Origin of the sequence: Paenibacillus sp. CFBP 13594, from assembly GCF_014842675.1 — a bacterium.
In the GTDB taxonomy this organism is placed as follows: Bacteria; Bacillota; Bacilli; order Paenibacillales; family Paenibacillaceae; genus Paenibacillus; species Paenibacillus amylolyticus_B.
This window is the reverse complement of sequence record NZ_JACYVQ010000001.1, coordinates 536,845-561,382: the sequence shown is the minus strand read 5'-3', so window position 1 is coordinate 561,382 and position 24,538 is coordinate 536,845. Positions and strand designations below refer to the sequence as shown.

The 24,538-nt window shown below is 44.0% G+C and carries 22 protein-coding genes, 2 pseudogenes and 1 riboswitch; of the genes and pseudogenes, 4 read left to right on the top strand and 20 right to left on the bottom strand.

Annotated features, from left to right (window positions below; genetic code table 11):
• Positions 1-69: 69 nt before the first annotated feature.
• The 13 genes and pseudogenes from IFU39_RS02685 to IFU39_RS02630 all read right to left on the bottom strand — a co-directional run bounded on the left by IFU39_RS02685 (position 70) and on the right by IFU39_RS02630 (position 11,537).
• A complete protein-coding gene (locus tag IFU39_RS02685; RefSeq protein ID WP_192131143.1) occupies positions 70-1,755 on the bottom strand; it encodes a hypothetical protein in 1,686 nt (561 codons plus the stop codon).
• A 204-nt stretch (positions 1,756-1,959) separates the two neighbouring features.
• Positions 1,960-2,709, bottom strand: a complete 750-nt coding sequence (locus IFU39_RS02680) for an SDR family NAD(P)-dependent oxidoreductase (protein ID WP_192131141.1) — start codon at positions 2,707-2,709, stop codon at positions 1,960-1,962.
• Positions 2,710-2,856: 147 nt separating this feature from the next.
• Positions 2,857-3,249, bottom strand: coding sequence for a DUF2500 domain-containing protein (locus tag IFU39_RS02675; protein ID WP_091019559.1), 393 nt, complete (start codon positions 3,247-3,249; stop codon positions 2,857-2,859).
• A gap of 209 nt (positions 3,250-3,458) precedes the next feature.
• A complete protein-coding gene (locus IFU39_RS02670; protein WP_192131139.1) occupies positions 3,459-3,683 on the bottom strand; it encodes a hypothetical protein in 225 nt (74 codons plus the stop codon).
• A 175-nt stretch (positions 3,684-3,858) separates the two neighbouring features.
• Positions 3,859-4,962, bottom strand: a complete 1,104-nt coding sequence (locus IFU39_RS02665) for a collagen-like protein (RefSeq protein WP_192131137.1) — start codon at positions 4,960-4,962, stop codon at positions 3,859-3,861.
• A gap of 302 nt (positions 4,963-5,264) precedes the next feature.
• Entirely contained in the window at positions 5,265-5,858 is a 594-nt protein-coding gene (locus tag IFU39_RS02660) for a C39 family peptidase (RefSeq protein ID WP_192131135.1), read from the bottom strand.
• Between the two features lie 41 nt (positions 5,859-5,899).
• On the bottom strand, positions 5,900-6,394 hold the full coding sequence (locus tag IFU39_RS02655; RefSeq protein WP_192131134.1) for an AAA family ATPase: 495 nt from the start codon (positions 6,392-6,394) through the stop codon (positions 5,900-5,902).
• Positions 6,395-6,454: 60 nt separating this feature from the next.
• Complete coding sequence (locus tag IFU39_RS02650) at positions 6,455-7,201, bottom strand: class I SAM-dependent methyltransferase (RefSeq protein WP_192131132.1); 747 nt, start codon at positions 7,199-7,201, stop codon at positions 6,455-6,457.
• An 81-nt stretch (positions 7,202-7,282) separates the two neighbouring features.
• Positions 7,283-7,673, bottom strand: a pseudogene (locus tag IFU39_RS02645) (NUDIX hydrolase).
• A 66-nt stretch (positions 7,674-7,739) separates the two neighbouring features.
• The gene (locus IFU39_RS02640; RefSeq protein WP_192131130.1) at positions 7,740-8,519 is read right to left on the bottom strand and encodes a phosphotransferase; all 780 of its coding nucleotides are present in this window, start codon (positions 8,517-8,519) and stop codon (positions 7,740-7,742) included.
• 61 nt (positions 8,520-8,580) lie between these two features.
• The gene (locus IFU39_RS02635; RefSeq protein ID WP_192131128.1) at positions 8,581-10,374 is read right to left on the bottom strand and encodes a serine hydrolase domain-containing protein; all 1,794 of its coding nucleotides are present in this window, start codon (positions 10,372-10,374) and stop codon (positions 8,581-8,583) included.
• Between the two features lie 21 nt (positions 10,375-10,395).
• A pseudogene (locus IFU39_RS32715) lies at positions 10,396-10,569 on the bottom strand (class I SAM-dependent methyltransferase); the annotation flags it as partial.
• Between the two features lie 449 nt (positions 10,570-11,018).
• The gene (locus IFU39_RS02630; RefSeq protein WP_091019577.1) at positions 11,019-11,537 is read right to left on the bottom strand and encodes a DUF3231 family protein; all 519 of its coding nucleotides are present in this window, start codon (positions 11,535-11,537) and stop codon (positions 11,019-11,021) included.
• Between the two features lie 451 nt (positions 11,538-11,988).
• Here IFU39_RS02630 and IFU39_RS02625 point away from each other — a divergent pair, with 451 nt between their 5' ends.
• Positions 11,989-12,834 carry an MBL fold metallo-hydrolase gene (locus IFU39_RS02625; RefSeq protein WP_192131126.1) on the top strand — a complete coding sequence of 282 codons (846 nt, stop codon included), beginning with the start codon at positions 11,989-11,991 and terminating at the stop codon, positions 12,832-12,834.
• A 146-nt stretch (positions 12,835-12,980) separates the two neighbouring features.
• Here IFU39_RS02625 and IFU39_RS02620 read toward each other — a convergent pair whose 3' ends face one another.
• Both IFU39_RS02620 and IFU39_RS02615 read right to left on the bottom strand, forming a co-directional pair.
• Positions 12,981-13,190 (bottom strand): hypothetical protein, encoded by a 210-nt coding sequence (locus tag IFU39_RS02620; RefSeq protein ID WP_017688124.1) that lies wholly within the window; start codon positions 13,188-13,190, stop codon positions 12,981-12,983.
• Positions 13,191-13,338: 148 nt separating this feature from the next.
• Positions 13,339-14,616: a WD40/YVTN/BNR-like repeat-containing protein gene (locus tag IFU39_RS02615; protein ID WP_192131124.1), complete on the bottom strand. Its 1,278-nt coding sequence runs from the start codon at positions 14,614-14,616 to the stop codon at positions 13,339-13,341.
• 335 nt (positions 14,617-14,951) lie between these two features.
• On the opposite strand from IFU39_RS02615, the gene IFU39_RS02610 reads away from it, so the two are divergent.
• A complete protein-coding gene (locus IFU39_RS02610) occupies positions 14,952-15,881 on the top strand; it encodes an L-lactate dehydrogenase (RefSeq protein ID WP_091019581.1) in 930 nt (309 codons plus the stop codon).
• Positions 15,882-16,159: 278 nt separating this feature from the next.
• Here IFU39_RS02610 and IFU39_RS02605 read toward each other — a convergent pair whose 3' ends face one another.
• The 5 genes from IFU39_RS02605 to IFU39_RS02585 form a co-directional block, all read right to left on the bottom strand.
• Positions 16,160-17,080: a tyrosine-type recombinase/integrase gene (locus IFU39_RS02605; RefSeq protein WP_192131122.1), complete on the bottom strand. Its 921-nt coding sequence runs from the start codon at positions 17,078-17,080 to the stop codon at positions 16,160-16,162.
• Between the two features lie 93 nt (positions 17,081-17,173).
• Positions 17,174-18,253 (bottom strand): hypothetical protein, encoded by a 1,080-nt coding sequence (locus IFU39_RS02600; protein ID WP_192131120.1) that lies wholly within the window; start codon positions 18,251-18,253, stop codon positions 17,174-17,176.
• 258 nt (positions 18,254-18,511) lie between these two features.
• Positions 18,512-19,948 carry an amino acid permease gene (locus IFU39_RS02595; protein ID WP_192131118.1) on the bottom strand — a complete coding sequence of 479 codons (1,437 nt, stop codon included), beginning with the start codon at positions 19,946-19,948 and terminating at the stop codon, positions 18,512-18,514.
• A gap of 522 nt (positions 19,949-20,470) precedes the next feature.
• Positions 20,471-21,850, bottom strand: a complete 1,380-nt coding sequence (locus IFU39_RS02590) for an amidohydrolase family protein (RefSeq protein WP_091019586.1) — start codon at positions 21,848-21,850, stop codon at positions 20,471-20,473.
• A 111-nt stretch (positions 21,851-21,961) separates the two neighbouring features.
• Positions 21,962-22,513: a CGNR zinc finger domain-containing protein gene (locus IFU39_RS02585; RefSeq protein WP_105599091.1), complete on the bottom strand. Its 552-nt coding sequence runs from the start codon at positions 22,511-22,513 to the stop codon at positions 21,962-21,964.
• Between the two features lie 144 nt (positions 22,514-22,657).
• Between IFU39_RS02585 and IFU39_RS02580 the strand changes: the two genes are divergently transcribed.
• Together IFU39_RS02580 and IFU39_RS02575 are read left to right on the top strand one after the other, a co-directional pair.
• Positions 22,658-23,158, top strand: a complete 501-nt coding sequence (locus IFU39_RS02580; RefSeq protein WP_105599092.1) for a DinB family protein — start codon at positions 22,658-22,660, stop codon at positions 23,156-23,158.
• Positions 23,159-23,242: 84 nt separating this feature from the next.
• Positions 23,243-23,396, top strand: a riboswitch (FMN riboswitch).
• Positions 23,397-23,540: 144 nt separating this feature from the next.
• Positions 23,541-24,521 carry a DMT family transporter gene (locus IFU39_RS02575; RefSeq protein WP_074095439.1) on the top strand — a complete coding sequence of 327 codons (981 nt, stop codon included), beginning with the start codon at positions 23,541-23,543 and terminating at the stop codon, positions 24,519-24,521.
• Positions 24,522-24,538 lie beyond the last annotated feature (17 nt).

The window sequence follows — 24,538 nt, the reverse complement described above, 5'->3', positions numbered from 1 at the left end:
AAAAAAAAGCCCGGAACCTCACCCAAGGTGAAGTTCCGAAGCAAGTTATTTCTTATAATACTCGCCTGTTTAAGGCTTGGCTTCAATCCAATAATCATAGGCATGTACAATATTGCCCTGGTAAGCCTGATGTTCGGCCAGCAGATCCGGAAGCTTGGCAAGCTGAAGTTCCATCTCCGTTGCCCCTTTCTCATAAAAAGAAATATGAGGACCTTCGTGGTTCTGCTTCATTTCTACCGAAATCATCAACCTTTTTCCCAGACGATCTGCAATCTCCATCTCCTGACTCACAACAGCAGCAATGCCATTGGACCCTTCGGCCTGATTACGGAATGCCATCATCGACACATGATCAAGTGTATCAATCATGAACTCTGTCACAGACATGTCTTTTCCCGGCAACGGGAAGGTATCCAGCCATACAGCAAGGTCTGCACTTGTTTCGAGATCACTGTCCTTCTTCGTTTCTTCCTGGAAAAATGTAATGTTGGCAGCCCATTCGGTCAGAAGGGTGTCCCGACTATTCTCCCACTCCGGCAAGGTGTAAGGCTCAATATCCAGATGGATGCCTTCAAATCGTTCATCCGGCTCGGATTCCGCATTATAGTTTTTCACATAATCAATCAAGCGCTTAATGCGTGGACGGTTCTCCTTCTTGCCCCAGATGGGGTGTCCACCCATCGCATGGATCTCGATGCCCTGTGCTTTTGCCCGTTTCACAAAACTGCGGTAACTGGAATAGGGTTGATCCAGATCTAACCGCACATACAACCAGTTAATATTCTGCTCTCTAGCAAACGCTAGTATGTGATCTCCCCCGTCATTCGTCACCTGAGAGGCCTCCCAGATATACGTTCCCCGAATGTCTGGCTGATTGGATGGAATCTCCGGTGATGGCAGTTCTGACGGCTCCAGTTGTCCCCAGTATACGATGTCATGTACAGCAGAACCGACGTAAGATGTATGTTCACTGAATGCGGAGGCAACTTCTTCAATAACGCTTTCCAGCTGCGCTGCACCTTTACCGGCAAAAGTCGTGAATTCCTCGCCAGGCATTGGCTTGGTGTTCAACCCAACGGTGACGCTCACATTGCTGGCATCGGCCCAGTTCATTTCCTGTTCAATTAAACGTATAATACCATTGTTCCCTTGCGCGTTATCACGGTAAGCGAGTAAAGTGACATGTTCCACTCGTTCAATGAACCAACGTGACAATGGTTCGTTATCTGCATCCTCAGATATTCTATTTCCTGTGACGGTATAGGAATCCAGCCAAAATGGCAGGTCAATATTCACTGCAATTGCGCCATCCTGTCTCACTTGCTCAAATAACAGATTCATATTGGCTACCCAGGATTGTACCAGTGGCTTGGCATCTTCTTTCCAGGCTGGTAACACATAGGGCTTGATATCCAGATGTATGGCATCAAATTGCTCGTTGGTCTCAGCAGCTTGATTGTAATCACTTACCCACGACGCTAATCTTAGCATGGGGCCTTCACGGCCACTGAGCGCCCAAGATGGATCGCCTCCCAGCGCTTCAACCGCAATACCCGCACGGCTTGCTTTGGCTATAAACGTCTGGTATACCTCCTTGGGCAGCGACATGTCTACATTCACGTACAGCCTGTTTATCTTATGTTTAGCTGCATTGGCCAACAGCTCATCTCCGTTGCTAACAGACTGTGCCTGCCATACCCAGGCCGCCCGTATATCTGCGCCGTCAGCTTCAGCAGGTGACTCATTCCCTATCATTATCATCCCTCCGATCAGCAATAACAGCCAAAATACCTTCCGGGATTGTTTCCCGAACATATACTCCCTCCATTCTTCTACTGTTGTAAAATCACATTTATTATAGCAACCGAGTTATTAAAAACAAATAAGCCCAAGTGCTTAACTTGGGCTTATTACTCTTAAATTGGGACATCTTAGGGCTCGCCCGGCTTAATCCCGGTTCTAGTCCTCATATATCATTTTTCGGGTCATGCCTCCATCAATAACGAGGTTGGTCCCTGTGACAAAGGTATTGCTTGGATCAGACAAATATAGACAAGCACGGGAGATATCCGAAGGAACACCCACACGACCGGAGGGATGCTGTTCATGATCCTCCTTTTTCAATTTCTCCACGTCACCTGTCTCAATCCATCCCGGACTGATACAATTGACCCGAATTTGGTCCTTGCCCAGTGAGACCGCCAGCGCATGTGTCAGAGCTACAATCGCCCCTTTGGATGCGGCATAAGCTTCGGTATCCGGCTCAGACATCAGCGCACGGGTAGAAGCCATGTTGATAATGGCACCCCCGTGTTCATTGCTTTTCATATGTTTGGCTGCTTCCCGACTCGCCAAAAAGCAACTTCTCACATTGGTATTGAGTACATCGTCCCATTCTTCCAGCGTCAGCTCATAGGGTGACTTCCACTTGGTGAGTCCCGCATTATTCACCAAAACATCAATTTGCTTGAATTCTTCCACGGTTGTACGAAAAAGATTCGTAATATCCTGCTCGCTCCGAACATCACATTGAACAAAGATGGCTTCTCCGCCTTCATTACGAATGGAAGCTGCGGCTGCCGCACCCTCGGCTTCCTTGTGATCGGCAAGTACAACTTTGGCTCCAGCGACCGCATAAGCCTCAGCCACACTTCGTCCTATCCCTTGAGCAGCACCGGTTACAACAACGACCTGATCTGTAAATGACATATTGTTTGCCTCCTCTATGGTAATGATCCTTCGATCATAATCTTATTAAGCCTCTTCTTATATAAAAACACGTTAGGCCCATTAAGAAACGCTTGTCCAGCAATTAATCAAAAAAAGCTCACGCCATCCTGGCGCAAGCTGCTCAGTTTAACCCCGTAGGCGTTCAGAATATACGCGATTATATCGCTCGAAGCCTACATAACGCGTTCCTTTGAACGAGAGCCGTCCTTCATCCCCCTCAGCGCACAAACCATACTCTTCGCCATCGACTTTGAATTCAAGCCGATCTCCACTTTCTACTTCAAAGGTGACGTAGTATAACGTTCGTGCTGTACTGCCCGGTTCAGATTGCGACTGACTCATCTTCATCCGTCTGCTGGTGATTCGTGAAGGCACGGTCAATAGCGGCTCCGAGTTGTTGCGTCCCCACCTCCATACCTCTTTTCCCATCGACAGAAGGACTATACCTATAATTAGAACAAATACAACCGGAAAGACGGTTCCAAACAAATCAAACATCCAGGATGATTCAATGCCCATGTCTCTCCCTCCGTTCATACAACTTAGGACAGCCGGAGTCTTGACCCGTCTCCTGTAATGTATATGCACGTAAACAAGGAACTTGTTATCCAGATTGAAATCGAACGGTGTGAAGGGAAAAACCCTCCGGCAGAATACCGAAGGGTTGTTTCATACGAAAATAAGTACTATTTCATTACCTAATACATTGCTTAACTAGCAGCCCTGTTTTACTTAAAGGTTGTTGCAAATCGATGATCCAACAATATAACCTGATTGACCTGTCCCTCTTTTGTCAGCATAAACGATGCACGATAGATAGCCAGATCATCTTTTTCCGCTTGCAGCGCTTTCTCATCCAGGAATGTTTCCTTCTGAATATGATAGGCATAATCGATATTACGTTCAGATTCGACTAAAACATGTTGCTTGCCATACAGTGACGTTTTCACCATTCCTCACAAAACAAAAAGAGTATCCGATATGTAGTTACTCCTGTACCATTATCCGCTCCAACTGAGATAACAGCCTCAGGTAAAACACTGCTATCTCAGTTCAAGCAAACCCATGTTACCGTTGTGGATGCATATTTAATAAAGTTGAGAAAAGTTTGCTAACCTGTTAACGGACTCATGCTAATTGTGTGATCACAAGATGTGCGGATACAGGTCTAGTTCCGCCCGCAAGTGGCGTGATTGTTAATGCTGTAGCATTACCAGCCGGGTTCCGCACGGTCAGAATAGAATTAATCACGGTTGTCTGCACCAAAGCCATACCAACAATCTGAGACGTTCCCGTTGCTCGCCCAACTACAGTAGGAGCCAAGTCTGCCCCATTGAGAGTTAAGATTAATTGACCTGCTTCATTGATACTCACCTGGAATAAAATCTGATACGTACCAATGGCTGCTAGATTGAATGAACTAGGCCCCGTGCGGGCGATAGTTGTTCCACTTGTTGGCCCATCCTGAGGAAAGCTTACATCCGTACCGGGAGCAACCGTTGCTGCATTATCAGGTGGCATCAGTGCGAAAAAGTCAGCGAATCCCAGCACGCTTCCGGCTGCTCCTGTTGCACCTGTAGATCCTGTTGCCCCAGCGGGACCCGCTACTCCCGTTGCACCTGTCGGACCTACTGCTCCAGCAGGACCCACCGATCCTGTTGCACCGGCTGGGCCTGCCGGGCCTACTGCTCCAGCAGGACCTACCGCTCCTGTCGCACCGGCTGGGCCTGCCGGACCTGCTGCTCCTGTCGCACCCGTCGGCCCAACTGCTCCAGCGGGGCCAGGAAAACCTTGAGGTCCAATCGCTCCGGCAGGGCCTGGATTACCTTGCGGACCTTGTGGCCCTACAGCCCCTGCTTCTCCCGGAATCCCCTGTGCTCCCATGGGTCCAGCAGGTCCGATCGGACCTTGAGAGCCTACCGCTCCAGCAGGACCAGGCTGTCCCTGAGGTCCTTGTGGTCCAGGTGGCCCCCCCGCTGGTCCTTGGGCTCCAGGCGGCCCTTCTGCCCCTTGTTTACCTGGAATACCCTGTACGCCCTGTACGCCTTGTATACCTTGTGGTCCTGTTGGGCCAACGACAGTAGGGGTAGATATGTTCACCTCTGGAGGCGGACATTTTACTTGAACGAACTTTTTAACGACTTTCAATCGGCGGTCTTTTCTTTTAACTTTACATGGATGTAATGTTGCCTTTTTTCTCTTCATACGTTTTTTCACTTCTGAATGACTCACCGTGTGGACACCTCCCTATGGACATAGTTTAACGTACGTATGTAGATGAATAGATGCGTGGACGAACAACCAATTTAATTAAAAAGCTTATCTGATTTATAAGAAAAACTATAAATTCGGTAGCAACTGCCCAAACGTTTTATCTATATTTCATAACCATCGATTAAAGCGAGCTTGTTTACGTGAGGAGATTTGTTCACAGAAAAACTCATGCCAATTGGGCATGAGTTTCATGTTTTAACCATGCAGATTTTTCGAATTCGTTCGTTCAAAGTAAATACCTTTCCCTTGAGCGGGACTTCTTAAGTCTGCTTCGGATGTACGACGATATATGAGTTTTGACAAAAGGGTAACCATGACCCCCATACCGTGTTGAGTTCACTTATGCTGATTTTTCGGTTGTAATACTCTTCATCACAATTAATCTTGTGATCTAACGATTCTGCCAAGTAAAAATGCGTTTCATCATAACCAACGACGGGAACAAAATGCAAATAACGTTGTTTGGCATGTACTCTAATAAATAAAATAACAGGCACCCCTTGGCTGATCTGTTTCTTCAACGTATTCACATTTCCACGTAAGTACATTGCCTGATATCCTAGTTTCCTGAAAAAAACAACAACTGCTTTGGGGTATACGGTTCCATCTAGTAATTTGCGAGGATAGGCTTCATAAAGCTTAGTTCCGTTGGACTCCAAACCGAAATGTCTCAAGACGAACGCACTGGAAAATGCAGCACATTCGTAGTTTTTCTGAATATCCAACCGATTTGAAGATTGAATGTAATATGTGCTTGGCACATTGACTGTGTACATGCGATCTTTCTTAGGAAAACTGAAATAAAGGGAGATCACCCAGAGAATAATCAACCAAAGTAATACATCGAGAAACAATTCGTGACCTCCTTCGTCTCATCAAAATGTCTTTTAGATGTTCATTCCTCGCACCAGTTCTTTAAAACCCATTCTTTAATTTGTTCAGCTGTTTCCTCTGCTGTAAGTTCTGCCGTTTCGATTTTTTGCATTGGCGGGTCAAATGCAGTTTTCGAATTTTGGAGTAGCCAATTTGCAAAATTCTTGTGATCTTCGATCGAGTTTTCATCCCACCCACGAGCTCTTAAACGCGTCTCGCGAGTAACGTCGTCACAATGCAAATTCATATATAGAATTCGATCAAATCGATCTATGTAATCTGACGATGCAATGTTTTCCGGCACCATCGTTCCACATAAAACAGTCCCTCGTCCACTTAGGGATATGCTATACGCAACCCTCAACCAATTCTCTTTGGCAATCTGCCAATCCACATTATCGATGATATCCATATCAAAGACGTCAAATTCGGGAAGCTGCTTGCGAACAAACGAAGAGATCGTTGTTTTTCCTGTTCCACTTGCGCCTGTCACTATAAATAGCGGTAATTTTCTCATAACTAGCTCCTTTAGTTAAAATAAAATTTGATAGTCCGCTCTCCGATTCACTTCATTTAATCATCGTTTTCTTGCTTTAATCACAAAGGTAACAGGTAACATCTTCGCTCTTTTAAGGAGATTATCGCTATTATCAAGTAATTGCATGAGATCCTCATCGGATTCCTCGATCATGTGTTCAATGATAAATCCCGCTTTCGCCAACGCATTGATATAGGTTGATATTTGACGATCCGCTAAAGTTAGTTCACCCTGAACAAAATCAGGAGATACCGCATACCACGATTCATCAGAATATGGCTTATTAAAGACAAATCTATCGTTTTCTTCAACGACACATCTATGAATTGGATGAGACCAACTGAAAATAAAAAGGCCATCTTTCTTTAAATATGTAGCGATTCTGCTGAAAGTACCTTGAAGGTCAGTGGTCCAACCGATGGCATAGATTGAATACACAGCGTCAAAATAACTCGTAGGAATACCACATTCCTCTTCCATGGGTGAACATATCAATGTTGCCGAAATACCGTGTGTCCTCAAGTGTTGTTGTGTCGTTTCTATCTGTTTCTGGGATATATCCATACCCCACAGCTCACCAGCGTTGTTATCCCCATGATACTGCAAGGATTGGCCATCTCCACAGCCTACCTCTAACATCTTTAATCCTGAGACATCCCCAAATAGTTGGTGCTTTTCTTCTGATATGAATGCTCCATAATGTGGAAGCACGATTGCTCTCAAATAGTCATTCCCTCTTGTATCCCAATAGAAGCTGTTTGTTTCATAAACACTGTTCTTGTCCATCTGTTAACCTCCCTTTATACACTACATCCAGAACATCACTTGTTACCCTCGTTGAAATATGTAATCTCATTTCCGGAAACATTAAATATTATTCTTATCACTGAACTCAATGCAAAAAGGTTGCATCTCAGGGTTCAAGCAATACTCTATTCTTTCTCTGAAGTTTTTCCATTCGACTTTTAAAATCGCTTCTTCAATTGGAAAGAAACCAGAGTCTAAACTCTCAGATGATGTCGTTAATTCCCCACCTATCGGTCTTGCTAGAAATAATGTGTTACATATTGAATTTTCGATATTCTGAAATATTCCACAAAACTTGATGATTTCTGCAGCTTGACTAAGAGATTCTCCTTCTTCTACTTGACCACCTGGCATTTCCCATCCTCTTCGCGGCCCTCTAAGTAAGTAATAATTCATTTTTGTCGTTTATCACGATTGCAGCGGCAGATAAGATGTGTTTTGGAGGGCTCATTTTTTCGACTCCTTCTAAAGAGATTGGATATGCATTTGAAGAACGTAATATAAAAACAAAAACACACTAAAAGAAGTTATATATCCCGTCTTCAAAATAATTGTACTCTTCATCCGTGACTCTTAACTTTCCATACCCCTTATAAAATATTTCTTTATCTCTTTCATTATCAAACGCATTAGGTTTTGGTCTAATGGCTAATGCTACATCATATCTTGGATCGCCATAAGCGGCACCTGCCCAGTCAATAACTCCAACAATATTGCAATCATTAACTAGCACATTATCTATAGTAAAATCTCCATGAATGAAAGTGTTCTCTATTGCTTTTGGTCTTGCTTCTTTCAACTGTTGAAGTAGTTCTGCTGATCCGTCTACAGCAAAATGATTTAGATTATATTCTGCTTTGTTAAGCATTGTATCTAACCAGGGACTGTCATTGTTCAATAATTCAATGGGACAAGAGCATTCATGTATTTTCTTTAAACAAAGCCCAAAGTTAAAAATCGCTTTTTCTTTACTTTGGAGGTCAGGCATCTTAGCGAGAAATTCTCTTAAACTTATTCCGTTAATATAATCCATCAGAAGCCATCTCGATGTGTCCTCCGTATGAAATGAATATACCTTTGGAACAGGGAGTCCCGAATGATGAAGGTATTGAAGCACCTTATATTCATCGGATAACCATTCATTATATAGATCGTTTTCTGTCTTCTTGATGATGTACTTTTGGTCAAACGTATCCAGTATAGCTACAGTAGAAGTATGACCCTGCTTAGGAAAAGTGATTTTCTGGACTTCTCCTATATGTTCTTTTATTTCAATTGGGAGATCTTGAATGTTCATAGTTTTATCCTTTCTACTATCTCATGCTCTTTCTGATCATGTTCTCGTCGATAATTCCGCTCTAAAAGTACAAATCCCATCCCATAATAAAAGCAGCAAATAGGAAAGCCGACATGCCAGACATGATGTATACCGCCTTTTGCTTGTTACTGTAACTTCTCTTCAGCAGATTGTAGAACATCAAGACAAGGTATCCCACAGCGAGAATTACATAAAGCAGGTTTAAAATGAGATGTATGCGTAACGAAGAATAAGGGGCAAAGCCTAAGGCGCGCATGAACAATAAGATCGTATTCAAAATGAATGCCAGACTGGCAATATTAATGGCAATATGATATTTATCAAATCCTGTGCCGGGTCTTTCCCAGTTTTTTAATTTGTATTTGGATAATCGAATAAAATAGCCAATTATAGCTCTCAAACTGAGCAGGATGGCTACTGCAAGAGCAATAAAAGATGCTTTGATCAAGTTTATCGTTAAATTGGATATGGGCAAAAAGTCATTATAAGACATAGAGACCTTCTCAACAGTGCCATTACGCTCAACAGCATTTGCAAAATTACTAAGGTCAAATGTGGTATACTTCTGCAGACTTAACATTGAATACGCCTTCGTAAAACCGGAAACGACACGTCGCGCAGGCAGATAATATCCTCCACTCTCAGATGTAACCGAATTTGTACTGAAGCTACTTCCAAACACCTTCTGGACAAGACCAATGTTATAAGCCATTTCATTTGACTGGTTTGTCATGACCACGAATCCAAAATTAGACTCCGGGTCAAAAACAAATTTACTTGAAAATCCCGCCGTACTTCCAGCGTGTTCCAGTGCAGGCACCCAGTACTCTACTTCAAAGAAACCATGCGCAATTCGAGGAGTAGAAGTCCCATCGTAATATAGACTGGTTGACAGCATCTCGTCTAACGTTTCCTTGTTCGTAAATATTAAATTGCTATGATCCACAGGCATCAAGGCTGCGAGAAATTTAGCTGCATCCTCTGCTGTGCCAATGGCGACCCCCGCAGGGTATAAGCTTATGTATGCTCTGTTCTTAGGAATTAGTTTCAGATTCGTAGTGTACCCCTGAATCTCATTTCTTCGTTTCAATACGTTTAGATTATCGTATTGTGATGGGTGAAACGATGTGTCTTTCATGTTCAGTGGTTTAAATATATGTTCGTTGACATATTTGTAAAAGGGTTGTCCGCTTTGCACTTCAACGATGTAAGCAGCCATAGCCGTACCATAGTTTGAATAAGCAACGACACTCCCAGGTTTATCGATCTGCCTTGGCTCAAATTTTTGTAAAGCTTCACCTAATTCCACAATATCACTCTCAGATGAATACCATAAATCGATCAATCTATCCTCCCATCCTGCGTTATGATGCATAAGGTTCATTAGGGTAATGGGAGCATCATATTTAAGCTTCTTTAGAAAACCTTCCGGTAAATATTCCTGAATATCGGTATCCAAATCAAGCTTTCCCTGTTCTACAAGCTGCATAACACTCGTCCAGACCAATAGTTTAGAAGTTGAACCCCATTCAAACACAGTAGAGGTGTCTGCCTTTCTCTGTTGCTCAAGATCTGCGTATCCATAGGCCTTATTCACAATAGTCTCACCGTTCTTGATAGCTACAACCGAAACGGCAGCGGTGTTCTTCTGATTCGTAGCCATATATGAATCAATCGTTTCCTCTAGTGAAGACAACGCAATCCTGGAGGGCGTAGTCTCCACCTTCTCTACCTCAGCGTGCGCAGGTACCGCACATGTCATAATGATTAAAGCGAGTGACAGAAAACAAGTAACTGCTTTGTTAACATAGTAATATTTTTGATTAATCTTCATTGGCTACCCCCTTATTATCTACTATAGTTTTCGTGCCTTTACCACAAAGGTTATAGGGAGCATCTTTGCTTTATTGGCAAAATCATCGTTTTGCATTTGCTTTAATCCTTCATCAGATTCCTCAATCAATTACTCAATGGCAAATCCCGCATTTGCCAACGCATTCACATAGGTTGATAGTTTACGATCCGATAGTGGTGGCTTAAATCAATTCCACATTTTGAGAAAATCACCTTAATTATTTATATAATAACCCGTGCTGCAATATTTGCGAAGTGCATTAAAAAGCGCATACATTTCACTCCAAATCAAAAAGAACCCTCCCGTAGGTGCGTTCTCCGTGAATATAGGCTAAGCGTATATCAGATCCATCTTACTATCTTTTCGCTGACATACGTTTGTAGTTGTACAAGCTGATTTATTGCTTCCCATCTGAGTTTTAGTTATAGAAAGATCATTTATATATTGAATAAAATCATATTACGCTTCCTTCCTGCCTTGGGAAGCGGTAAGGAAGTATACAGCAGTTAGAGAGAGGTGTCCTATGGAATAATATGTGGTTACTTATTATTCCATAAAAAAATTTATTTTAAATATAAGAATCCCTGCTAACTTTTAATGTCAGCAGGGATTCTTATCTATTTTTAAGCTTCCACAGCTTCCGGTCTTTTCACTTGAAGAGGCGGAGGAATAAGCCAGCCTTTTTCTTTACTCATTTGGAGAATACGAAGGCCTAAAGCGGTTTTAGTAACGTGATATTTCGCAAATAAGGCTCCAATATCTTCTCTAATGGATTGGCCCATAACTTGACTACAAGCAACTAATCCCATCGAAGTATCAGACGCAATTTTTGCAGCTATCTCCGGATCTGTAAACCTTGCACCAACAGGAATGTCTTCCAGTTTTACTGGAGGTCTTTCTGGTAAAACTGGCGTTGGAGCAATTCCGTTATCAGTGAGGAGGGTGTCACACTCTTTAATCTCAAGTTTAGCTTGATCAATCAGTGCTTCCAATGTTTTTTTCAAATCTTTATCTCCTGCATGATTAGAAAATGCTTGGTAAAAGGAAAGAGCACCCTTCGCGACCATTGAACATTGCCATACGCTGAAAATTTCACCATAATGCATAGGTTCATTTTTTGGATTACCACTTAATATTCCCATCATAACAGCTCCTTCATATTTTATTTCCCACCAGAACTATAGTTCCATGTTCCGGAGATACATATTCATAAGTAATAAAATACCTATTTTATAAGGAATGGTTTTTGGAAGCGATATAATTTTGTCTCTAGACAAACTAAGTATCAATAGAGGGAAAAGTTCATCCCTCTATTTGATTTAACTATCAGCAATCGTTTCTTTTCAATTTAATTACTAGCTGTAGTATCTAGATCATCACTGATTTTATGTAGATGCATGATTAACCAATGTTTCCCATTGTTTCCTCCAGAGATCTGCTTGTATTGCGACATGAATGCAAGGCGGTACTCTTGTCCATTGACAGTTTTTTACTGTATATATCCATCTGCGGAGGCTACGGAAGGTCGGATAATTTTAAATTTCGGGGTATACTACAGCAAGTCAATTCAACAACGTTAAGGAGGATGAGCTAATGAAAGAAGAATTGAATTACGGTACAGATTATAAGTTTGTCCCGGTAACTTCAGTGGGAAGTGGTGTAGGGACTGAAATATTACCTGATTTATTTTGCTACACGATCCAAATTGTAAATATCTGTTTAGTGGGTAACCCGAAATCTGACGAGTTCGTTTTAGTAGATGCCGGAATGCCAAAGTCAGCAAATGAAATAATTTCTGTCATTGAGGAACGTTTCGGTGCAAACAGCCGGCCCAAAGCAGTAATTTTGACCCATGGACATTTTGATCATGTCGGAGGGGTGATCGAACTCGTAGAACACTGGGGAGTTCCGGTTTATGCACATCCGCTAGAGCTCCCCTTCCTCACAGGGGTAAAAAAATACCCGGAACCAGACCCTACGGTTGAAGGTGGTTTGGTAGCGAAGATGTCGCCATCCTTTCCCAATGAACCAATAAACCTTGGAAGTCATGTACAAACGTTACCCGCGAACGGAAGTGTACCCCATATGCCAGGATTTAGATGGATTCATACCCCAGGACATTCTCCAGGTCATGTTTCGTTGTTTAGGGAAAGTGACGGAGCGTTAATCGCAGGTGACGCCTTTGCTACTGTAAAACAAGAGTATATGTATAAAGTATTAAATCAGGAATTGGAGATAAGTGGACCCCCTCGCTATTTAACAACAGATTGGGAAGCTGCAAAGCAATCTGTTGTTAAACTTGAGAGTTTAAAGCCATTGATTGCTGTAACTGGTCATGGACTACCGATGTCTGGTGAATTACTAAAAACAAGCCTGAGAAAACTGGTTAATGAATTTGACCGCATTGCCGTACCGGATTATGGAAAGTATGTAAACTAATTTTTCTCTTTGAGCATTGTACTGTGAAATGTTAAATATGAGTGCGCTGTGGAAATGTGATTTTTTCAGTTGTTTTCAAAAAAAAGAAAGCCCCCTGTTGGGGGCAAAACGTTGATATATCAGCTTTTTGTGATCAGTTTTGATTACTATGCGTACATCAAGTCCATATACCCGCGAGTTACATCTCCACCTTCAGCTGGTTCGGGTTGGTCTGCCTGTGCGTGTTCTGCCATGCAAGCCTTCACTGCATCCTCTGTTGTACAACGATTGGCATCGTCACATGTGTAGCATAATTGAAGCATGTATCTGGTTAATTCATCCGCCTGCGTGAATTGAGTTTGACCGTTGGTTCTCATCTTCATCACTCCTTCTCTTGTTGAGTTAAATATATCACCTTCTAGCGGATTTATTTGTGATTTATTTCACAAACTAAACAAAAAAAGAAAAGGAACCCTTAGGCTCCTCTCCTTTCTCTTATCTATTCACAACGATAACACTCTACGTTTATAGTACTTTCCAATGTACACCGCCATCTACCGTTTGCAATAACAACGATCTTTTGGCATCTGTATTTTCAACCAATATCCAGCCAAGCTTGGGGTTAACCATCTGAATCTTCACAATTTCCGGATAATCTTCGAGAATTTTCTCCAGTACACTGCTTGCAGGAAGTGCACTCCACGTTTTGCCCGCATCCTTTGTGTGGTAGGTTATGCCCTTTTGCATCGCCCAACCTTCCGATGCGTTCAGAAATACTGGTGAAAGGTTACGATTCGGACCCGTTTGTTTGTTTAAAGTGAAATTGGACAGCTTCCAGCTCTTTCCACCATCGGTGGTAAAGAATCCATTAAATGTCGTGCTCTCCCCTTGAGAACAGGACATTGACATCCAGGCTGATTGCACTTCACGTCCAAAAAATTGTGGTGAACTAACACTGAAATTACCACACCCGTTAAATTTGTTTCGATCAAAGAAGGATGGCCCAGTATTCCAGTTCTCTCCGCCGTCTGATGTTACATACAACTTCGGTGTGCCGAACTCCAGCGCTGTTAAGAAACCATGTTTTGGATCCGAGAAAGTCATCCCCGTGGTGTATCCACGTTTGGAAATCTCTTCTGCTTCCTGTTTGCCATCTTCATCACTGGATGACATCCGATTCCAGGTAATGCCACCGTCCTCGGTAAAGTAAAGTTTCTTATCCTGTTTACCAATAGCGGTATCGACCGTGGTGAGAATCCATCCTTTTTCAGGAGATACAAATGAGATCGCAGTCACTTTATCCGTCTTGGACAGAGAGGACAGGCTCCAAGTTACGCCCCCATTGTTGGTGCGAAGCACCATGGTATCTGTTCCACCCATACCTTCACGAACAATCCAACCATGTGCACGATCTACAAAATAAATGCTTTGTCCATATTTAGGGTTAGCCGGAAACTGTACATTTTCCGAAGGTGAAATATTGCTCCAGGTCTTTCCCTGATCCTGAGTGTAGTACAGGCGCAGCGCATTCCGCGTCACACCCCACGCCAATCCCCCGTTGTCATTGAGCAACTGAAAATCGGTTAATCGGGTCTGTATCTGGTACTTGGCCATATCTGCAGATTCTGTACTGTTTACAGGGGGAACAACAGTTAATGTCTGCCCTGTATTCCCGGCGTCCTCTTGCTGCTGCGGAGGTTCTGCTACCGGAGGTTGATCTGAGTCGGTGCATGCAGCGAGTAAGGCTGCTATACCTATAGACAGCAATGCTGTCTGCGCGATTTTGATCCATTGCGAACGCAAGTGGGTTCCACCTCTCTCATCCAATATACAGGCGCGCATGCCTGTCCTATGGCGTTATATTTACGATTCATCAGAATCCACTGCTCCTATTCTAACACAAACCTTATGTAAAAGGCTCATTGCCTACTCTTGGTTGGCCCGTTCCCTTTTTCCAACTCATACTCTGGGCTATAGGTCGTACATTTATTACCATTAATTTCATCCTAAACTGTTTTTCGACGGAATAATTAGTAAAAAGACATGAAATGTGAACTATTTTATAGACAACACTCGCTTTATATTCTCTGATCCCTTAATATGGATGGGAGTATAACCCAAAAGGAGTGGATATGAACATGACAAATAGTGCAGCATTGAAACCAAGTCGTGTCGTGATTGTAGGCATGGGTGCGGTGGGAACAACAACGGGATACACGCTAATGTTGAGACAGCGTTCGTCCGAGTTGGTATTTGTGGATGTGAATCATGATAAAGCAACCGGCGAAATGCTGGATATGAACCACGGTCTTCCGTTTACGGGTGGCGTGAAAGTATGGGCTGGCGATTATTCCGACTGCAAAGATGCAGATATCATTATTATTACAGCTGGTGCTTCCCAGAAGCCGGGCGAAACCCGGATTGATCTGCTGAAGAAAAATGCAAGCATTTTCAAAGATATTATAGAGCGTATTACTGAAGTGAATTCTCATGGTATTTTGCTGATTGCAACCAATCCTGTAGATATTTTGTCCTATACTTCATGGAAACAAAGCGGATGGCCTGCTTCCCGTGTCATCGGTTCAGGTACATTGCTCGATAGCGCACGTTTCCGTTACCTGATTGGTAAGAACAAAGGGATCGACCCGCGTAGTATTCACGCACACATTATTGGTGAGCATGGAGATTCCGAAGTACCGGTATGGAGCCTGGCTAACGTTGCAGGAACAGATCTGGAATTGGATGAAGAAACACAGCGGGATATTTTTGACCGCACCAAAAATGCAGCGTATGAGATTATTAATGCCAAAGGGGCAACTTCCTATGCAATCGCCCTTGCTCTGGACCGCATTGTAGCTGCAATTCTCGGCAACGAAGGCTCCGTTCTGAACGTATCCACTTACCTTGAAGACTATAATGGTGTATCGGATGTTTATCTGGGTGTTCCATGTGTTGTCGATCGCAACGGTGTGCGCGAGATTCTGCCTCTTCCGCTGAATGAATCCGAGAAAGTGGCTTTCCAGGCATCTGCTAACAAATTAAAAGAACAGATCGCTGGATTGGAATAATCCTGCCACAAAACACGCAACCATTCATGGTGTGAACGATTTAGCATGTTAAACGTTGTGAATTAAGATATCCGCGCTAGCCAAAAGGACCATTTGTTCTTCCAGAGAGAAGAACAAATGGTCCTTTTGTTTGGCTTCTATTTATATGCCTATTTAGTTATCAGATAATCAGTTTACATAATATTAATTATGTTCAAATTTCCACCATCCAATCAATAACAAAAAAAGCCTGTCACTTGGACAGACTCCTTTTTGTGTTAAATATTAGCTATTCACTTCTAATATGACGGAAGTTTAACGTCCAGCAGAGCCATAGCCTCTTCTTTCTCCCTGCTGGTGACGTGTGTGTACACGGTTGTTGTTTGAATCGACGCGTGACCAAGCAGTTCCTGCACCGTACGCAAGTCGGCTCCACGCCGTAACATCATGGTCGCGAAGGAGTGACGCAGCTTATGGCTGGAGTAGTTTTGACGTTGATTGGCTGGTGATTCCTGCTGGAATCGTTCAAAGGTTTCCGTAGATATGAGCTGGATGCTGCGAATCGACAGTCTCTTCCCTTTCTGAGAGACAAATAACGCTTCCTCTTTTGGCCTCCAAGGATCGAGACGCTCAGCCATCGCTTGAGACAATACTTTTGCCACGGTCTCCGGTACAGGGAGCGAGCGCCATTTACGACCTTTACCAAATACATCCAATGTACGCCGCTCCGCATTATAGTCTTTGCAATCCAACGCATGCACTTCTCCGACCCGTAATCCCATATATCCCATCAGTAGAAAAACAGCCAGATTACGTGTGCGATACTTCCCATCTACCGACTCCAGAAAACGTGTCAAACCACTTTCATCAAGGAAAACGGGCGCGCGGTTTTTCTCGGTTTTGGATTTCTTAATCCCAAAAGCCGGATTATTCGTTAACAATTCGAGTTCAATGAGGGACTTGTAAAAACAGTTCACCGCCGCATGTTTGCGATTTCTCGTGGCATCACTAACCCCACGCTCCCGCGCACGGGACAGAAAAGACAATACATGCAGCTTTTTGACCTGTTCCAGTGACTTTCCTTGAATGGAGATCAGGAATTCCACCACGTCACCCGTGTATGATTTTACCGTATGGCCTGTATATCCGGCGTCCTTCATCCATATGTGAAAAGCTTCTAGCTCGTCCGCATATTGCTCCTGAATCTCCTCGGTCATCATCTGTCTACGTCACCTCGATTCAGTTAAAATTGAATAAGATTATTTACACCGATACTACGATGACAGAACAACCTTCCTAAGTTGAACAGTGCTCTACGCTTCATCCACAATGACAATGTCAATCAGCGGAATGATCGCTTCGGGTTTGCCTTGACTGCGGGTAAGTACAAACGATGGCAATGGATTCTCGTGCAGGCCATTCACGGATTCACAGATCTGAGTATATAAATTCATGTGCAACGTCTCGCCTTCACCCGCCACATCAATGACAGGCCAATCGTTCTGAACGCAGGCAGGCCAGTAAGCTAGTTCATTCGCAGGTACGATACTTAATTGTTGAATGGACGGATCAATACGGTAGATCCCTTGCCGTTCAGGTTCATCACCCAGTTTGTCCATGGCAAGTATTCCAGCCGACTGCTCATCTGGTGCAGAATAGAGTGAATAACACCACGGAGTCACGCCCCAGGCAATCGCCATCAGCCCCTCTTCCAGCAAAGTATCCGACAGTTCACCTTCCGTAAATTGTTCGATCAGATTGTGGTTACCTGGTCCAATCAGTTCCTCCACACGCTTAGCGAGTCGAGGCAGGTCAGCGAGGATGAATCCTCCTCTGCCGTAGGAGTCAAATACATGATGGTTTCTGCTCCACACAGCTTGAGATGGCGAACTCAACGACGCTGCTTCTGCCGGAAAAAGCGATATAAATGTGGTAATCACCTGCGCGTACTTAACCATTGCAATCTGCTCAGGTTCGAGTGCACCTTCAGCAATACGTGGTGTTTTCATATGCAGGGAGATTCGTAGTTCGTATTCCCCTTCTATAAATTCTGACCAACCAAAATCAACAGAATGTTCAACTCCTTTAATAGAAGCAATGGAGATCGAGCTATCCGGTTTCAGGTTAACAGCATACTGCACGTATGCTAACTCCTGACCGTAGATGATATTGGCATCCTGACGATTGACGGGCGAATCCAACTGTTGTGCAATGACAGATACCTTACGTCCATCCTTCAGAAGACGCTGCGGATCAATATCCAACTGCAATCCGTCTTCACGTCCTAATTGTGAAACAATTAACTGCGCCTCTGCAAGTACGGATGAGTCAGCTAGTGCAAATCCAAAAGCTGCATTTTGATGATCTGAATTCGTATGTAATGGTGTGTTCATGATACATCCCCTCTCTTATGTCTGATGGCATGTCACATCCCCAAATATATTTCATATTTGGCTAAGCCGCAACCCCTCCCCTGTGATTAAGTTGGTTACGTCCCTTATTACTTACCCATATATGAAGAAAATTCCAACCTTCCCCTGCTGTTATCATCCTTTATCTTTCTATATAAAAAATCCCCATCCCGCTTCGCCTAAGCGATACGAAATGAGGAAAAATGAAGATGTTCTCGGTTAAAGACCTTCTCAACTAATCTATTTGTCCTTCGCTCTGAACGCACTGGAGATCCGGCGTGCCGGATTCAGATGACTGTAATGCCGTCCATACGCAAAGTAGATAATCAATCCGATGATCAACCAAGCAAAAAACGTTATCCATGTCAGAGCCGCAAGGCGTGTCATCAGGTATACACAACCCAAAGCACTCAGAATCGGAATCAGTGGCACAAGTGGAACGCGGAATCCGCGTTTGAGATCAGGGTTATTTTTACGCAACACGATAATGCCCAGACTTACAACTGCAAAAGCAAACAACGTTCCGATGTTCGTAAGCTCCGCTAAATGTCCCAACGAGATGAACCCGGAGAACAAAGCCACGATAATGCCTGCAACCCATGTTCCTACCGCTGGTGTCTGACTCTTGCCACTAACCTTGGAAAAGACCGGAGACAGCAGTCCGTCACGAGACATGGAATAGAGCAGTCGTGTCTGGCCATACATCATGACCAGTAATACGGTCGTAATGCCGGCAATCGCTCCAAGAGATACAATCCAGGACAATCCCTTCAGTTGAACAAACTCAAATGCAAACGCAACCGGATCACTTACATTCAACATGTTATAAGGTACAATCCCTGTGAGGATCAACGATACAACAATGTAGAGAACGGTACAGATTGCCAGTGAAGCAATAATTCCAATCGGCAAATCCCGTTGTGGCTGCTTAACTTCTTCTGCCGCTGTGGAGACCGCATCAAAACCGATATAAGCAAAGAATACGGTTGCTGCTCCCGCAGTTACACCTGAGATACCAAAAGGCAAAAATGGCTGCCAGTTGGTTGGCTCTACATAGAAGACACCCACACCAATAAAGATTAACACCACGATAATTTTAATGGCTACCATGATGCCGTTCGCACGAGCCGCCTCTTTTACCCCTCGGGTTAGCAGGAAGGTGATAATTAACGTAATGACCGCAGCCGTGATATCAAAATAGGTTCCCTTTTCCGGGCTGAACGCACTCGTCAGTGCATGTGGTAACTCCAATCCGAATCCGGACAATAACGTCTGGAAATATCCAGACCACCCGCTGGCTACTGCCGCACTCGCGAATCCATACTCCAATATTAGATCCCATCCCAGAATCCAGGCAATCACTTCGCCAAAAGCCGTATAGCTATACGTGTACGCACTACCCGATGCCGGTATGCTTGATGCAAATTCCGAGTAACATAATGCCGCGAATGCACATATGATACCTGCCAGTAAAAATGATAATACAAGTCCGGGTCCGGCATACGTTGCGGCAGCTACACCGGTCAGTACGAAAATGCCTGTTCCAATAATGGCACCTACCCCGAGTGTGGTTAAGTCCAAGGGACCGAGCGCCCGTTTTAATGCACTGCTGTTATCGCCCTCCGAGGCAATTGGTTTTTTACGAAATAATGAAGATCGATGTTCGTTCTCACGCATAGTCATGTTCCTCTCGTCATGAATCTTGAATGTGCTATGGATGTAGCAGAGATTAAATGGTTTCCCATCTGTTCTATGAAAAAGTCATTTGTTCTATCTTATCGATCACCTATAAAAACCTATCGAATTCTACACGTTATCGCGTTGCTTGGTTAAATTTATTTTTAAGGATCTCTTATTTTGTTCTTTTTTCGCGAAAATTATCATGAACTGTTGCACGGGGTTGAATATGAAAATCGATTTAAAACAAAACTGCGTATAATTTATATTATGCGCAGTTTTTATAAGCCTTATTTTATATAAAAAATATCCTTAATGCCTTGTTATCTGAAGTTACGAGAATGAGAGCTTTTTTCGTCTTTTTCCGCTGTCTCTTCTTCCGTTATCCTGTCTATTTCGACGATATGCAAGCATGTAAAAGAGCCACATCGCATGATATGGCTCTTCCTTTCCTCTTTATACAGCTAAAGGTGTATATGAAAATACGAAGTAAATATTTCTTGGCTTTTATGAAAAAGCGAATTATGAAAAAGCAATTCTCTCCGCGTCCGACATCCGGTATTGGGATAATAAATAATCTTTGCTCTGCATTGCCGCATGACGAATCGCATCTAAATCAACATTCAACAGCTTACCCTCTCGCTTCACAAGGCGACCTGCCACAAACACGGTATCCACATTGGATGGATTAGCGAACTGAACGACAGCGCCGATTGGATCATGAACGGGGAACATATTCAGATCGGTGGTACGAATCATGATCAGATCCGCTTCCTTTCCTGGGGTCAGCGTTCCGACCTTCTGCTCCAATCCTAATGCTTGGGCACCAGCCGAAGTTGCAAATCTCAGTACTTGGCTGGACTGCAAGTTCAACTCACCAGGCATCTCACCCTGCTGCAAAAGTTGTTCATTGGCTCTGGATCGTTCAGCTTGAAGTGCAAACTTCATCTGCGAGAACATATCTCCGCCTGTGGACGTTACCACATCTACACCAAGTGTAGGGGTTCCCCCATGTTCGAGAAAATAGCCGGTGGCCGGATATCCATGACCCATCATCATTTCAACCTCAGGTGTGACCGACAAGGAAGCGCCGCTATCTGCCAGCATTTTGTATTCATCCATGCCCATGGTGTTACCATGAACGATATTCACCCGTGGACTTAACAGTCCCGCTTCGTACAATTGACTAATCGAGCGATCCACAGATCCCCAACTGCCAAATCCTGCATGCATGGAACAGATGGCATCCAACTCTTGTGCTAGCTCGATCTCTTTTACCGTTGTATCCCAATGACTGAACTCCGGACCACGAATGGCAAGCCCATAAGTAAGCAATTGATCCCGTGATGAAAAATAACGTTCTTTGACTCTTCTCACATCATTATTCGAATACGTGAGTTGACTATCCCGATTCCAGTAGTCGGTCTCACCAGGGACTCCGTGAGCAAATACCGCCCGAATGCCAGCATCCTGAAGTCCACGAATCAATTCATCCGTATGGTCAGGGGAATACGGCATGCTCCAATCCATTACTGTCGTAACTCCTGCATTAAGCGCTTCCAAGGAACCAAGTAGGTTGGCAATATAACTATCTTCTGGACGGAGCTTGCTCCCCATCGCACCATAATAGAGATTCTGCAAATAAACGGGTAACGACCAGTTGGTTCCCGCTGTTTTGACAAGGGATTCCCACATATGCCGATGCGTGTCCACCAGCCCAGGCATAATAATCATCGATGAAGCATCAATGACCTCCGCACCCGGAATATCCAGGTCGGGCTGGATCGCCATGATCAGTGAATCCTGAATCAGAACGTCCGCCCTCTTATACTGTCCAATTCGAGCATCCATCGACAACACACAGCCATTTTTCAACAGATAACTTGTCCGCACAAGACACATCTCCCATCTAATTTGGTTTGAAAGACGATCACATCCTGCTTACGAATCCGTACTGCTTCTGACTATTTTTTCGCTAGTATATATACATTATATAGTTATTGTTAGTATTTATCAATTTTGGGATTTGTGTTTCGCCCGAAATCTTCTGACCTTCATCAGGTTGCCGCACATCTTATCATCACAGTACTTCTGTGTTCTGCTTCGGGTAACATCATAGAACATCCAGCGACAATCCGAATTATCACAGATCCGAATCCTACGCCCTTCTCCCTCCACCAAAGTTGTAGCAAAGTCAGCAGCTACCTCAGCCATAACCTGATGCCAATGTGCTTTTATAGCTACCAGTTGGAGTTTCATTTCCTGATCAATTGTAGTCAATGTTCTTTTTAAATGCCCTGCTTCCATAACACCATTCAGCCACTGTTGCTCTTCATCCGTTAATGATGCTCCAGAAGATAAGCGAGCTCCAAGAGCCATCAATTCGTTCCTGAAGTTTCTCATCGACAACTCATCTTCTGGAGATGCAGGGACAGAAGCGTTAAGTTGCCATCGATCCAGAAAGTCTTGCTGCCAGCTCGCCTTCCCGAGTCTGTCCTCCGATCGATCTCCCCCACGCCAGTCGTGATAATCGCTGTTTACAAAATCGGTCCAAAGTCTGTCCATGTCTACCTCCGTTTAATGTAACTACCTTAATTCAATAAAGGTGGTTACACCCTGCCTTTGATGTGTTATATTAAGTGTAACCTCATTAATCAGTTTTAGCTAGTTACATCATACATCACAATAATTCTCAAGGAGGAAACGGCAATGACGAAAACAACAGCATTAGATGTGTTACTGATTCAAAAGGATAATACATGGGATCAATGCAATTGGATTGTACCTTTGTCGAAATCCTTGGAGGGTCTTACAGCAGAACAAGCAGCCTGGATTCCACCCTCAGGGGGATTAAGCATCTGGCAGTTGGTTAACCATATGTATTATTACAACCATCGCTTATTGTGTCGCATGCAAAGTAAGGAGCCTACCCTTCCTGCTGTAGACTCCAATGAATACACATTTGGGAATCCGGGAGATGCAACGGATGCAGCTGGTTGGAATACACTGCTACAGGGTACAACTCGATTAGCCCAGCAGTTGCGAGATCAATTGGCTGCACTCGAAGAGTCAGATCTTGAAGCCGCATATATGGACTCCGAAGAGAAATGGGCACACGAACTGGCTCTTTGGGTACTCCATGATGCGTATCACGCAGGTCAGATCGTGCTTCTTCGCAGACAGCAAGGAAGCTGGAAAATCGTTTTCTAAAAAAAATGCTTGAACTGCTAGCGCTTACAGGAATAAGATGAACTTATTAATGTTACAGCTTGTTTAACACACTATATAATTGAATAGGATCTTCGGGGTAGGGTGCAATTCCCAACCGGCGGTGATGTTCTTCGGAACCAGCCCGCGACTCGCTATTTGTTCTTAACGAAGGACATTTAGCGACTGACTTGGTGTGAATCCAAGGCCGACGGTACAGTCCGGATGAGAGAAGATCAACACATTGACATGCCGTTCACGGGAAGGCCTCTTTCCTGACGCATGTCCTTGGATGAGCCCCCGTTTATTTGGTATATACCAAAACGGGGGCTTCTGTCGATTTTGCCAACTGAAGATTCCGTGTTCTGACGAAGGAGTCCTGAATATGGAAAAGACATCAGCAGCATCACCTGTTTACCGCAAGGAACGAAGTAATACCGGATTCTGGCTTGTAGTTCTCGGCGCCGCCTTATGGGGGGTCGACCCACTCTTCCGCATTATTTTGCTAAATACGATGACATCCACGCAGATTGTACTGGTGGAACATATCATCGTCAGTCTTATTGCCATTCCCGTGCTATGGAAATTCCGGTCTGACCTGAAAAACCTGCGCGCTCGCCACTGGATTGCCGTGATTTTTATCTCATGGGGAGGTTCAGCACTTGCAACGGTGTTGTTCACCATGGCACTAACACATAACGATCCGAACACAGTTCTATTATTGCAAAAAATGCAACCACTCTTCGCTATCGTGCTGGCTAAACTGTTATTGAAAGAAACGTTGCCTCGTCGCTTCGGTGGATTGTTCTTCATAGCATTAGCAGGAACCTACCTGCTTACATTTGGCTTCACATTGCCATTAGGTAACTGGGACAACTGGATTCATGCTGGAAGCTTGTTATCCCTTGGGGCCGCTGCCTTATGGGGAGGTTCAACCGTTATGGGACGATTGATGCTGGGTCAGGCGCGTTACGAAACCGTCACCTCTCTTCGTTTTGTCGTTGCTCTCCCGCTCCTGATTTTTATGACGTGGAACGAAGGTGCGGCATGGACGTTTCCGTCCGGAACGGGTGAACAGACCGCTGTCATCCTCAACATTCTCGGTCAGGCATTGTTACCAGGTTTGCTCAGTCTTCTGTTGTATTACAAAGGTCTGTCGTCAACCAAAGCTTCTGTTGCAACACTCGCAGAACTTAGCTTCCCGATGGCGGGTGTGTTGGTGAACTGGATCGCTTTCCGTACGCTGATTACATGGGAGCAGTTGCTTGGTTTTATTTTAATCTGGGTGGCCCTCTTCGCCATTTCCAGACAGCAGGAAAGATCATCAACTGCGGCGGATGCTGCACCGAAGCTGCGTACAGAGTAAGTGGATATATCCGAGGT